We start from the raw sequence: 13447 nt of genomic DNA, 5'->3' as shown, positions 1-13447 counted from the left end.
TCAGCGGCTCACCGCGTCGTTCGCGAAGAAGATGCGCGACTGCGCGCCGGCCGGCACGAGGAACACTGTATAACGCTGTCCCGCCACGAGCGTACCGAGATTCAGCGGCTGGCCCACCGGCTGGCCGCCGCAGGCGAGTTGCACCGACAGCGCGACCGGGTTGACCTGGCGGCGCTTGCTCTGCCCCGCGGCCACGCCGTCGAGCAGCACGATGTCGCGGCCCGGCACTTTCAGCGTGGGCGCCGCGCAGTGCGCGTCGAGGTTGTAAAAGCCCACCGATGCTTTGAGCGCGTTGAAGTCGTCCGGCTTTTCGCGGACTGTCACGACCTGCGAACGCGCGCCCTGCTGCGCCCCGTCGAGCGCAACGATGCTGACGAACTCTCCGGGCTTCACGGTCGCGCTTACGTCCTGGTGTGCGCCGCCAGCCGTCAGCGTACCGGCCACGGGTTTGCCCGCCGCGATCGGAAAGAAACGGCTGGCCGGATTCGCTGCATCGAGCGTCAGGCGCGCTTTCGAACCTGCCGAGGTCACATCGACGGGATGCGATCCGCCATCGACGAAACGCACGAACGACGCATCCTCCGCCGGACCGCTCGGGTACAGCGGGATATCGGCCGCGATGGCCGGTTCAATGGCGAACGGCGCGGCAAACGGCGCGGCCAGTTGCGCGGCCAGCGCGAAGCCGGACAGCGCAAGGCCGCGGAGAACGAAGCGCAACGGCTGGGAAAGGACGTTTTTCATTGTTTTTCTCAGACTCTCGATGTGACGAAGCGGCGCCTTACTTGTGCTGCACGACCGGCAGCTTGACCAGCGCCTTCATGATGTCGGCGCCCCAGTACTTGTAGCCGGTCGTCGTCAAATGCTGACCGTCGACCGTCGCCCATTCGCCCGGCTTCGAAAACGTGAGCGAGTCGATGTACTGGCACGGCGCGACGTTGGTGGCGAGGAACGACGAGAGCTGCTTCACGCGCGCAAAGCTCTTCTGATACTTGCCGCCTTCCGAGCCCCACGCCGGCCCGACCCAGACGCACGCCGTCTTGCTGGCGGCCAGGTCTTGCGTGAGCGCCGTGACCTGCTGCCACACCCAGCTCTTGGGGAAATCGTCCTTGCCGTAGCCGCCGATCGTGTCGCCTTCGACGATGATGACGAGGTTGGCCTTGTTCGCCGCGACGAGCTGATCGATCGGCTGCGTCTTCGCGCTGTGATCGACGACGAGCGGCGCCTTGCCGTTGCGCGTGGCGCCGCCGCAGGTGCCCGGCACCGACTTCACCCAGTCGCCCGGCACGCTGCCGCACACCCCGTAGGTGTGCACCTGCGCGCCGGCGGCGATCAGCTGGTCCTGCAACGTGTCGATGAGATAACCCGGCTCGCTCAGATGGCTGTCGCCAATCATGAGAATGCTGAGACCTGCAAGTACGGAAGCAAGCATGAACTTGAAACTCCTGAAAAACGATCGATCTCGGATCGATCGGGCTACTGATCGTTGTAATGCGACTGGTAAGGCATGACCGGCATATCCAGCGACTTCGTCTGCGGTGCGAAGCTAAAGCGCAGATACAGTCCGGCCACCCACTGGCGGTAGCTGGACGCATTGTTGGCGCCCACCGATGCGCCGCCCGTGAGGTGATTGCTGAAGCGGTACTCGGCCGCGGCCAGCAGGTTGTAGCCGATGCCGGTCTTCGACTGCGCGGGGTGGACCGCGCCGTCGCTCAAGCCAAGCGACGTCGCTGCCGTGACGGCCGCCGCCTGCAGTGTGCTATTGGTCGGGAAGTACGGCGCGCCGGCCTCGTGGTAGTACTGAAGACCTGCCGAACCCTGCAGCTTGTAGGTCCAGCGATCCGAGCGCTGCGCCCACGTGATGGGCACGGTGAACGCATAGAAGCGCTGCGGACTGAAATAGCCGCCGTTGCCGTAGGTGAAGTTGTTCTGGTCGTGGCGGTAGAACTCGCCGCTCAGGTTCATGCCGATGGTCAGCATGTTGCTGGCGCTGCGCAGCAGGTACCAGTACGTGCCCGCGCCGACCTCGGCGCCCTCGTTGGACTGGACGCTGTAGCCGTCCAGGTATTTCACGGCGCCGTAGCCGTAAAAGCCGTAATCCTGGTTGTCGACGCCGATCGCGCCATGCAGCCCCGTGGCGGTCACGCCGCCCCAGCGCAGGCCCGAGCGCGCGTCGGTCGAACCGGCGAACGACGTGATGCTGTCGGTCACGGCCCGGCGCGACACGCCCGCGTTGAACCAGCCGCCTTGCACACCGATGGCGCTCTTGAACGACACGCCGCCGACGACATTGGTGTACTGGAAACCCAAAGGCGTCGTGCCGATGTCGAACGCCCACTTGCGCGTCTCGTAGCCCACGCCCAGACCGACGCCATGGGCACTCTGCGCGCCGGGCGCGGCGACGGTGCCACCTTGCTGCTCCAGCGCCGCGGCCGGGCCGCCGCCGAACTGGCTGCTGCTGTAGACATCGGTGCCGAGCGTGCCGCCCTCGAGTTCCACCGGCGTCACGCGTAGCGACAGCTTGCCGTTGCCGACCGGCAGCAGCGCTTCGAGCGGCTGCTGCACATTCGTCAATTGCGAGGTCCCGCCGGCGCTGTTGTTCGACGAGACGAACAGGCCGCCGCGAATTTCCGGCGAGCGCTCCGAGCGGATATCGTCGAGTTCGTTGCGCATGTCGTCGAGCGAGATGGCGCCCTCCTGAGGCGCGCTCGTGGCCAGCGCGTCCTGCGGCGCCTGTTCGCCGATCGGTGTGCCGGCCACCGAGGGCAGCGCGGAGGCACGCGCCGACTTCGACGTCGTTGCAGACGCGACACCGGAAGCCGTTCCCGCATCGGTCGCGAGCACGGCATCGGACGCCGCGCCTGCCGTGCCCTGCGCGGCAAACGCATTGGCAGCCGGCTGGCGCTTGTCGCGAGCCGCACGGCGGCGGCGATCGTCGTCGTGGACGAAGGGATTGCCCGCCACATGGACGCCTTGCGCCTGCACGCCGAGCCGCTTTTCCTTGGCCGCGATGGCCGTGACCAGCAGCGCCTGCGCCTCGCGGGTCTTGCCCTGCATGGCGTAGATGCGCGCGGCGCCCGCCAGCACGTCCGGATCGTTCGGCGCCTTCGCGATGGCCTGTTTCAGGGCGGCGTCCGCCACGCCGCCCTTGCCGGCCTGCACCGCCGTCATCGCCACGCCCAGTTCGAGACCGGGGTTGTCGGGGTCGTTCGCGAGCGCCTTCCGATACAGCGACAGCGCTTTGTCGTACTGGCCGTCGGCCGCATACATGCGCGCGAGCGCGGCGTTGGCCAGGCTGTCGTTGGGCCGCTTCGCGAGCACCGGCGCGAGCGTGTCGTAGGCCTGCGCAAGATCGCCCTGCTGACGTTGCTGCTCGGCCAGACGCACGGCGTAGAGGTAGTTCAGATCGTCCAGTTGCCGGCGCTGGTCTGCCGTCAGCGTCTCGCCCTGCAACCCTCGGATCACGTCCTGGGCCTGAACGTTCTGGCCGGTCTTGAGCAGCAGGCCCGCGTAGGCCAGTTGCACATCGGGACCGCTGCCCTTCAGGCCATTCGGCATCAGTCCATGCATCAAGGCCATGGCGCGCGGCAGATTGCCCGTGTCGACATAGGCCTGGGCGAGTGCGCTCAGCCGCGCTGGGTCCTTGCCCGCGGACGCTTCGAGCCGCGCCAGCATATTGCGCGCGTCGTCCAGGTTGCCGTCGCGCGCCAGCTGCGAGGCTTGTGCCGCCACGGCCTGGAAATCGATCTGCTGCGCCGTCGCGACCATGTTCGGCGTCCGCGCGGCAGTGGGAATGCGCGCCATCGTGTCCTGCGCGCGCATCCAGTCGCCCATCTGCATGGCGAGCAGCGCGCTCGCGTAGAGGGCGTCGGGATTGTCGGGGTTCGAGGCGAGCAGGCCGTCGACGAGTTCCCTCGCCTCGTCGGCATGGCCCTGCCGCAGTTCGTAGCGCGCCAGTTCCAGACGGATCCACGGATTGTCGGGATCGCGGTGCTGCGCGTCTTCGAGGATGCGTCGTGCGGCATCGAGATCGCCGCGCTGCTCGGCGGCGTCGGCACGACCCGCCGCCACGGCGGCACGCAAACGATCGAGGCCGCCGATGCCGGCCTGCTGCTCGGGCGACATGCCGTCGACCCACTTCTGAGCCTCGTCGGCGCGCCCCGTTGCAGCGAGGATATCGACGAGACCGCTCACCGCCTCGCGGTTGTTCGGGTGCGCCGCCAGTACCTCGCGGTAGACCTTTTCTGCGCGGGTCAGATCGCCCTGCGCCGCATACAGCCGGGCCGACGCATTGCGCCCGCCCGGCTCGGCCGGGTCCATGCGCAACGCCTGGTCGAGCTTGCTGCGCGCGGCGGCGTAGTCGCCCACGCTTTGCGCGCCTTCGGCCTGATTCACCAGCAGCCAGTAGCGTGCCGAAGCGAGCGCCTTGTTCCAGTTGGCGCCGGCGCCCGGACGCGCGACGGCGCGCGCGAGCAGCGTCTGCGCCTGCGCCAGATCGCCCTGTTGCATGCGCACCAGACCCAGCCCGCCGAGCGCGTCGGTGTCGTTGGGTTTATCGCGCAGCACGTCGGTAAACGACTGTTCGGCGGTCGTGATGTCGCCTGCCTTGAACGCTGCGAAGCCGCGCGTCAGGCGCGGGTCCATGACGGGTGCGGCAGGGGCGCCTGCCGCGCGCGGCGACAGCATCTGATGGCGGATTTCATCGTCATCGGGATGCAGCTTCAGATAGTCCTCGAACCACGACTTGTTCTTCGGCGTGGGCGTGACCCAGGTCAGCACGGAGCGCCAGGCTTCCGTGGCCGCGCCGCCAATGTCCGGACGCGCGGCCAACTTTTCCAGCAAGGCGACGCCCGCCGCGCGATAGCGTTCGTCGCGCACCTGATGCTGGGCCAGCGCCAACTGGGTATATGGATCGGGCGTCTCGGCGTTCAGGCGCGTCAAGCCCTGAATGGCCGGATCCACGCCGCCGTCGGTATAGCCGAGGAAGGTGTAGTACTCGCGCGCCACACTGCCCTGCGGGGTCTTGCCGCCCAATGCCTTGTCGTATTGCGCGAGCGCGGCCGCCAGCGCTTTCGGGTCGTTCTGGTTGACGGCGTCCTGGGCCATCTGGCGCGCCTTCGCGAACGTCGACTTGTTGGGCTCCACGGCAAGACGCAGGTCCTGCTCGAGCAGCGGCACGTAGCGGCTGTCGGGCGCCGCGGCGCGCAGCCTCGTCAGATAGTCGTTGGCGACCGCAAACTGCTTCCTGGCGACGGCGATCGCCCCCATGCCATAGAGGCCTTCGGGCTGCTTCGGGTCGGCCAGCAGCAGCTTCGACCAGGACTGCGCGGCCAGATCGGGCTTGTCATGCGCCTGCCAATAGCGGCCCTGCTCGAGCAGCATTCTGGAACTGGCGTCCTGCGCCCACGCGGGGTGGCTGACCGAGGTGAGCAACAAACCCAGAACACAGGCCTGGCTGCGGCTGACTAACATGAAGGCTTCCTGATTATTGTTGTGCGTGCTGCTTTGCGCGCAGCCGTGCCTCGGCTTCCGCATCGCGCCGCGCCTGACGGCGCCGCAAGGCCACGAACCCACCGGCCGCCAGCAGCACGAGCGCGACGACACCGAACGCCTTCAGCAGCGACGCCAGCGACACGCCGAACGAAGCCAGCCACCAGTCGAGGCCGCGCCACAGGCCCAGATGCCCGACGTAGTACGTGTGCTCGCCCACGAGCGCATCGACTTCATTGCCGCGGATCGACACGAGGCTGCCCTGGATGGGCTGCTTGTCGTAGTTCGGCACGCCCAGCAGCGCCGCGACCGCATCCTTCAGGCCATCGGGTTGATTGCTCACCAGCATGACCACGCTGCGGCCCTTTTCCTTCGGCGACTCGAAGCCCGCCAGCACGGCGCTCACGCCCGGCCCCGTCCAGGCGAGCGACAGGCGCCCGGGGGCCGCGTCCAGACGCGGATTGGCGTGGAACCAGCCGCGCACGCGGCCCGGCAGATCCGAGAGCGAGAACTGCGCGCCGTGGTCGTACGCCGCGGGCATGTACGCCGCCCAGTCCTTGAGCCAGGCCTGATCGGCGCCCGAGGCGATCACGAGCAGATCCTTCGCCGCGGGCATCGCGTCGATGCGCTGGCCGCGCAGCACGGTGACGCCGCGCGCCGGATAGCCGGTCGAGTCGCCCATGCGGCCCATCACGGCCAGATACGTGCTGTACTCCTGCGGGCCCGCATTGGCGCCGAGCACGACGTCCGTGTCTGACAGGTCGGCCATGCGCGTGAACGGAAAGCCCGCCTGGGCGAACGCGGCCAGGTTCGGCATTGCGATGTAGTGCGGATACGTCGACAAATCAATCGTCGACTCGGGATCGATCGCGCCGCGCACGTTGTCGATGATGATGTCGCGGCACTCGCCCTGCTTGATGTAGTCGTACATGTAGCGGAACTGCAGCTGCGTGTTCGGCTGCAGGAGCGACTCCAGCGGCACTTCCAGTCTCGCCTGACGCGGCAGGCTGCTGTCGGGCAGCACTTCGGCGCGCAGCTTGTCGCCGCCTTCGAGACGCTCGAGCGGCAGCAGCGGAATCGACTTCATGAACTGGTCGCTGACGCTGAACAGCAGCGACGAATTGACCATGTAAGGCTGCGGCGTGTAGCGGTAATGCAGGTCGATCGGCACGTTGGGCGCGTGCCAGCCGAACAGGTCGGGCGGCACGCGCGTATTGATGCGGATGAGGTCCGGGCTGTAGCCCGACACGCTCAACAGTTTGGCGTCGATCAGCTCACCGAACGATACGGGGCGGTCGGTGCGCAGCCAGCGCGGCGCGTCGTAGGGCTTGCGCGGCGCGAGATCGGCGAAATGCGTGATGAGCGCGCTCGCGCCCGACAGCGTCTGGCTGCCGGTGACCAGCGCGTCGGCCGCCTGCTTGAGTTCCTTGCCGTCGCGGCCCATGACGAGCAGCAGCTTGCCATTGGGATCGTTCGGGTTGCTGACGATGGCGAGCGTCGGACCTCGCAGCGGCGCCCCCGCGAGCGCGGCCTGCTGCGTGCCTTCGACGATGACGACCGCGTTGCCCTGCGCGGGCACGGCGGAGAGCGAGACCGGGAAGTCCGCGCCGCGGAAGCTTGCCAGCGCGCCGAACCACGACGACACGGTGCCTGCGGCCTCGAGCGCGGCCGTATCGGGATTGCCCGCGAACACGACCGGCAGGTTCAGCCGGCGGATGTCCTGGCCGTCGAAGAACGGCTTGGGCAGGCGCGCCAGATCGTTGGCCTGCGGCAGCGGCTGCGTGTCGATGCTCAGCGTGCTTTCGTTGCTGATGTTGGCCCACAGGCTCGAATGCAGCGGGTCCTCGCACTGCGTGGTGTAGTGGCCGATCAGTTGCAGACGCAACTTGCTGTTCGAGGTGAACAGATAGGCCGGCAGCGCGATCGTGCGCTGCAGGCTCGCGCCGGCCGTGTCCTTCGGCACCGCGATCGAGGCCGCCACCTGGTCGTTCACTAGCACGTTGATGTGCGAGAGATCGGGCAGCAGCGCCGGCGAATAGGCGTAGCGCAGATTCAGGCGCGCGCCGCTCACGACCTGATCGTCGCGCACGCCGACCGGCAGCGTATTGCTGCCGTCGACGCCGCGCAGATTGAGCGCGTATTGCGCACCCAGTTGCCGCAACGACCAGGTTACCGTCGAAGACGATGCCGCCGCCGCAGCAGCAGCGGGCTGCGCCTGCGCGTTGTTTGCGGCGTTGCCGCTTGCCGCAGCCTGGGCGTGCGCCGTCGAAACGAAGGCGCAGCCGAGCAGCAGTGCAGGCAGTGCCGGCAACGCCCGCAATACCGAGTGTACGGTCATGCAACGCGCGAGGCGTGCCCGGGAAATAGCAGGCCGTCTTTTAAACATGAGAACCTCGTCGTCCTTCTTCACGTTGCGATGTCTGGGGAATGTCCAGATTCAGGCGGCTCAGCGCGCGCCGATGCAGGAGTACGCCGCCGAGCAAGCCGATGAGCACGACGCTGACGAGCGTCGCCGCGAGCAGCAGCACGATGTGACTCGCGAAGAACCACTCGACCGCGAGCCGCAGCGGCAAGGAGCCGATGAAATAGCTCTGGTCCTTGTTCAGCGTGGTGAGGATGCCGTCGTTGACGACCACGAGGCTGCCGCCGATCGTGTCGTCAATCCGGTAGTGGCGCGCTTGCAGCGCGTCCGCGACCGCGCTGAGGCCGCCCGGCGTGTTGCCCGCGACGACCACTACGCTGCGCCCATGCGCCAGCGGCGACTCGAAGCCGGCCACCATGCCGTCGTGGTCGTCGCTGCGATAGAGCGCGGCGATGTCCGCCTCGCGCCTGGCTTGCGCCTGGCCGCCAGTGAGCTTGTCCCACCACCCGGCGAGCCCGTCGCCGGACGGCGGTGCCGGAGCGAAGAAGCCGCGCGGTAGATCGCTGCGCCACGCCTTGAGCAACGGCTGGTCGTCGCCCGAAGCCAGCACGAGCAAGTCCTTTTGCCGCAGCGCTTCGACCTGGGCCGGATCGCCCACCGTCACGCCCAGCACCGGGTAACCGGTGGCCTGACCCATGCTGCCCATCAGCGTCAGGTATGCGGAATAGTCGTCCGCGGCCGGCTGCGTGGGCAGGAGCACCGCGGTTTCGGACAGATCGGCGAGGCGCGTGAACGGAAAACCCGCATTGGCGAACGCGCCCAGATCCGGCATGGCCGTGTAACGCGGCAACTGCGAAATGTCGATCGTCGAAGCCGGATCGATGGCGCTCAGCAGCGGGCCGCCGGGCACGTCCTGCCAGTGGTCCTTCGTCTTGACCGCCTCGTAGCGATAGTCGAATTGCAGCGTCGTCAACGGCGGCAGCAGATACGTCGGAATCCGGATCACGGCATGGCCGTCCGATGCGTCGCCCGGCAGCGGCAATGCCGCGATCGGCGTGTTGCCGGCCAGCACATTCAGCGCCGAATGCGCCGACTCCGGGCGAGCCGTGTAGCGATAACGCAGATTCAGCACCGCGCCGCCGTTGTTGAAACCGAACAGGCCCGGCGGCAGGCGCAGGTCCACATCGATCGCGCCGGGACGGAAACCCTGGATCGTGAAGCGGTCCGCCGGCAACAGTTCGCCCAGCGCCACCGGGCGGTCGACCGGCAACCAGTTCGGTGCGTCGAAGGGCTTGCGCGGCGCGGCCGATACCGGACTGTCGATGCGGACCTGCGGGCCCGCCAGCGTCTTCGCGCCCAGCACCAGCGCCAGCGCCGCCGTGCGCAGTTGCGGCTCGTCGCGGCCCGCGACCAGCAGCAGCCGGCCGTTGGGGTCGTTGGGGTTGGGCACGATCGCGAGCGTCGGCGCATCGATGGCAAGCGGGGCCAGGCCGAGGGCCGGCAATTCGTCGCGCAGCGCCAGCACGACGGCATGGCCATGCGCAGGCAGCGCGCCGAGGCTCGCGGCAAAGTGCGAGCCGCGATAGCCCGCCTGCGCGCCCAGCCACGAGGCCACGATCCCCGCGGATTCGAGGCGCCGCGCACCCGGCGCGCGCGGCAGCACGACAGGCAAATTCACGCGGCGCACGTCACGCGCATCGACGAACGGCGCGGGCAGTTGCGACAGGTCGCTGGCGCGCGCCGCCGGCGCCACGGTCAGTTCGAGCGTGCTATTCGGGCCGGCTTTCAGCCACAGGTCGGGACTCAGCGGATCGTTGCCTTGATCGCTGGCTTTGCTATGGGCAATCAACTCGAGGTTGAGGTGATTGAACTCGCTGAGCAGCGACACCGGCAGATCGACGCTCACCTGCGTCGCCGTGCGCGGCGCGGGTTCCGGCAACGCAATCGTCGCCCCCACCACGCTGTTGAGCAGCACATTGAGGTGCGAGAGCGCGGGGAGCAAGGTGGGCGAATAGCGGTAGTCGAGCACGAGCCGCGCGCCGACTACGCGCTCGTCGCGGCGCAAGCCGAAGTCCATGCCACCATAGGCGTCCTCGCCGAGCAGCGTCAGCCCTTGCGCCGCGTTTTGCCGAAGTAGCGGGATGCGGTAGGTATAGGTTTCGCCGGCGTCGGTGAACGTCTGCGTCTGCGTCTGCTCCGCCGCAGGCGCTTCGGCCGTCACGGCCTGCGACGCAAACGCCGGCGCCGATGCGGCCGGCGCGCCGGGCGCACTCGCGGCCAGCGCAACGTTGGCGCCGAACGCGAGCACGGCGAGCACCAAGCCCAACCGCGGCGCCAACCGGCGCGTGCGCGCCAGGGCGCACCAAGGCAACTGATGGACGGGACTCACGATTGCTTCGATCCCAACTCGCCCGCCTGCGCCTCGGCCGAACGTGCGAGACGTTCGCGTGAGCCCATCAGCAGATGCCGGAACAACTCCTTCAGGCCGCGCACGCCGACGCCGAGCACCTCGAACAGGCTGCGCAACGGCCGGTCGCGCCGATAGCGGCCCCACGACGCAATCCAGCTGTCGGCGCGCGAGAACGTCACGCGCATCAGGTCGCGTTCCTGATCGATCGTCAGGGCCGGGAAACTCACGCCCACGGTGCGGCCGCGGCACACCTGGACCTCGGCGGGGAACCTGCCCTCGTAGTCGTCGCGGAACACCGAGACCACGACGCGCTCGCCGCGCTGCGGCAGCGGCGCGTCCTCGGGCAGCACCAGTCCGAGACCGCCGTGCGAATAGTCGCTGGTCTGGCAGACGACGCGACATCCGTCGGCCAGACGGATCGCGGCCGGCAATTCGATCTGCACGCGCGGCGTGAGGCGCAGCTGCTTCGATTCGGACGCCACGCCTGCCGCCGCGCTCAGGTTCATGACGTTGTAGATCACCCAGACCAGGTTGAACAAAATGCTCATCGCCTCGGGCCAGCCGGGACTGCGGATCAGACCGGCCACCCCCACCGCAAAGCCGGCGAGGTTGATCAGCAACAGGCCGATGTAGGGCCGCGCCATCGCCCAATCGAGGAAGGACTGCCGGATCACCCCGCCCTTGGACGTCACGTTGAAGCCTCTGGTACCGGGAAACAGCACGGCCTGCAGCGCGGGCAGAATCACGTACCACGCGAGCACCGTTTCGTAGACCTCGCTCCAGAACGAATGGCGGAAGCGGCCCTGAATGCGCGAAGCGCCGATGCTCGAAATTACGAGATGCGGCACGGCATAGGCGAGCACCATCAGCGCCGACGCATGAAAAACGTGTGCGCCGAAGAACAGATAGGCCATCGGCGTGATCAGGAACACGATGCGCGGCAAGCCGAAGAAGAAGTGCATCATCGCGCTGAGGTAGCACAGCCGCTGCGGCAGCGTCAGCCCCGAAATCAGCAGCGGGTTGAACTGGCGGAAGATCTCCGCCATGCCGCGCGCCCAGCGAATCCGCTGACCGATGTGGCGGCCCAGGCTTTCGGTCGCGAGGCCCGCCGCCTGCGGAATCGCGAGATAGCCCGTGTTGTAGCCCTTCATGCTCATCTTGAGCGCGGTCAGCGCGTCTTCCGTGACGCTTTCGGTCGCCACGCCGCCCACCTCATCGAGCGCCGAGCGCCGCAACACCGCGCAGGAACCGCAGAAAAACGCGGCATTCCAGAGATCGTTGCCGTTCTGCAGCACGCCATAGAACAGGTCGCCCTCGTTGGGCACCTTGCGGTAGGTTTCGAGGTTGCGCTCGAACGGATCGGGCGAGTAGAACACGTGCGGCGTCTGCACCATGGCCATCTTCGGATCCTTCAGGAACCAGCCCATGCAGATCTGCAGAAACGAGCGCGTGGTGACGTGATCGCAGTCGAACACGGCGATGTACTCGCCGCTCGTCTTCGCCAGCGCCGCATTGAGATTGCCCGCCTTGGCGTGCGTATTGTCGGGACGGGTCAGATAGTCGACGCCGGCCTGCTCGCAGAAGGCCCGGAACTCGTCGCGACGGCCGTCGTCGAGCAGATACACGCGCAGCTTGTCGGCCGGCCAGTCGAGCAGCGTCGCGGCCAGCACCGACTGCCGCACCACGTCGAGCGGCTCGTTGTAGGTGGGGATGTAGACGTCCACCGTGGGCCAGGCCGACGTATCGGCCGGCAGCGGCGCAGGCCGGCGATGCAGCGGCCAGAGCGTCTGGAAGTAGCTGCACAGCAGCATGAGCACCGCGTAGCCTTCGGCCAGCAGCAGCAGATAGCCGAAGGTCCGGTCCAGCGAGTTGGTGAAGGACAGGGTCTGTGTCACGCGCCAGTACAGATAGCGCAGCGACATGAACACCGACAACGCTACCAGCGACACGGTAAGGACGCGGCCGCGCATGCGGCTCAGCGCGATCGCGACGCCCATGCACAGGATCGCGAACAGCCACTGCTTCGACACCGCCAGATGGACCGTCATGGCCGACGTGAACAACAGCACGGCCGCCAGCGTCACGAGCACGCGTGACCAGCGCGACGCGAGCAGCGACGCACCCGCTTGCAGCAGTGTGTCGTCCCAGTCTCCGGCATCGTCGCTTTGCCCGGCACCGGCCGCTTGTCGTTGCGGGCGCATCGATTTCGGTTTGAGGATCATGGCGCGCCACGCTGCGCAACATCGCCGCGAGGCTCATTGCGTTCCATGAGGCGTGCAAACACACTGCTCAGCGCGGCAGACTGCTGCACAGCGACGACGGGCTCGGGCGTGGCTTGAGCGACGGGCGCTTCGGCTGCTGCCTGCTCAGCCGGCGGAGGTTCGGACGCGGCGGCAGCAGGCGTGGCGCTAACCGGGTCGGGTGACGCATCGGTCGTGTCGGGCGCATCGAGCGTATCAGCCGTAGCGGGCATATCGGCCGGATCAGCGGCGTCGCCCTGCGCCGACGCGACAGGCGCGGGCGCGACGGGGTCCGGCTCCGCCGCGTTCAGCGTGGACCAGCGCCCACGCAGGCCTTGCGACTGCTCCGCCCTTTCCACTTCCTGGTACTGCGATGGGCTTGCGTCTGCTACCTCGAAAAGATTCGCAATGTCCGATGCACTGCTCATGCCCCGACCCCGTAGTATTCGTTGTGCTGTCCATCAAGGCGCGTCACGCGCGCAGCACGTTTTGTGTTTTTTTACTGAACTGCCGACCTGCCGACCTCTACTTACCGAACAGGAAAACCATCGTGCCCGATGCGTCCGCAGGACCCGCCGTGGTCATGCGCAACTGCGTATCGGCGCCCAACTGATGCATCCACGCTTCATAGGCTCCTTCGAGGAACGCCCCGGCCCACGCCACGTTCTCCGCACCGAAGACGGCCTTGAGCGGCGCCTGGTAATGCGTGAGCACCAGCCAGTCCTGAGCCTCGCGTATCTCGACCTGGCCCCAGTCCAGTTCGCCCCACACCTGATTCATGGCGTCCCGCATCGCGGCCACGGTGGCCGCCTCACCCAGTGCATATTGATGCGCGAACTGGCCGCCCGCAGCACGCATAAGCTGGGTCAAAAACCTGGGCGTCAGGTTCTGCATCAACTCCTGCGTGAGAAACGACAGGAACGGACGCCATTGCGGTGCTGGCATGGA

General features: G+C 67.5%; 8 protein-coding genes. All 8 read right to left on the bottom strand.

Annotation, left to right across the window (positions count from 1 at the left end; translation table 11 throughout):
* The 8 genes from AB4Y35_RS22460 to AB4Y35_RS22425 all read right to left on the bottom strand — a co-directional run bounded on the left by AB4Y35_RS22460 (position 1) and on the right by AB4Y35_RS22425 (position 13444).
* Positions 1-741, bottom strand: coding sequence for a cell division protein FtsQ (locus AB4Y35_RS22460; RefSeq protein ID WP_368705977.1), 741 nt, complete (start codon positions 739-741; stop codon positions 1-3).
* Between the two features lie 37 nt (positions 742-778).
* Positions 779-1429 carry an SGNH/GDSL hydrolase family protein gene (locus AB4Y35_RS22455; protein ID WP_324148294.1) on the bottom strand — a complete coding sequence of 217 codons (651 nt, stop codon included), beginning with the start codon at positions 1427-1429 and terminating at the stop codon, positions 779-781.
* 44 nt (positions 1430-1473) lie between these two features.
* Positions 1474-5469 (bottom strand): cellulose synthase subunit BcsC-related outer membrane protein, encoded by a 3996-nt coding sequence (locus tag AB4Y35_RS22450; protein WP_368705976.1) that lies wholly within the window; start codon positions 5467-5469, stop codon positions 1474-1476.
* Between the two features lie 13 nt (positions 5470-5482).
* Complete coding sequence (gene bcsB / locus AB4Y35_RS22445; RefSeq protein ID WP_368705975.1) at positions 5483-7825, bottom strand: cellulose biosynthesis cyclic di-GMP-binding regulatory protein BcsB; 2343 nt, start codon at positions 7823-7825, stop codon at positions 5483-5485.
* A gap of 40 nt (positions 7826-7865) precedes the next feature.
* Positions 7866-10166, bottom strand: a complete 2301-nt coding sequence (gene bcsB, locus AB4Y35_RS22440; RefSeq protein ID WP_368706137.1) for a cellulose biosynthesis cyclic di-GMP-binding regulatory protein BcsB — start codon at positions 10164-10166, stop codon at positions 7866-7868.
* A gap of 68 nt (positions 10167-10234) precedes the next feature.
* Positions 10235-12481, bottom strand: a complete 2247-nt coding sequence (gene bcsA / locus AB4Y35_RS22435; RefSeq protein ID WP_368705974.1) for a UDP-forming cellulose synthase catalytic subunit — start codon at positions 12479-12481, stop codon at positions 10235-10237.
* Entirely contained in the window at positions 12478-12927 is a 450-nt protein-coding gene (bcsR, locus tag AB4Y35_RS22430) for a BcsR/BcsP family cellulose biosynthesis protein (protein WP_368705973.1), read from the bottom strand. The genes bcsA and bcsR overlap by 4 nt, the downstream gene beginning before the upstream one ends.
* A 97-nt stretch (positions 12928-13024) precedes the next feature.
* On the bottom strand, positions 13025-13444 hold the full coding sequence (locus tag AB4Y35_RS22425) for a cellulose synthase (RefSeq protein WP_368705972.1): 420 nt from the start codon (positions 13442-13444) through the stop codon (positions 13025-13027).
* Between the last annotated feature and the right edge of the window lie 3 nt (positions 13445-13447).

The organism is Paraburkholderia sp. EG286A (assembly GCF_040965375.1).
In the GTDB taxonomy this organism is placed as follows: domain Bacteria; phylum Pseudomonadota; class Gammaproteobacteria; order Burkholderiales; family Burkholderiaceae; genus Paraburkholderia.
Note: the sequence above shows the minus strand (reverse complement) of the source record. Positions and strands in the feature narration are given on the sequence as shown.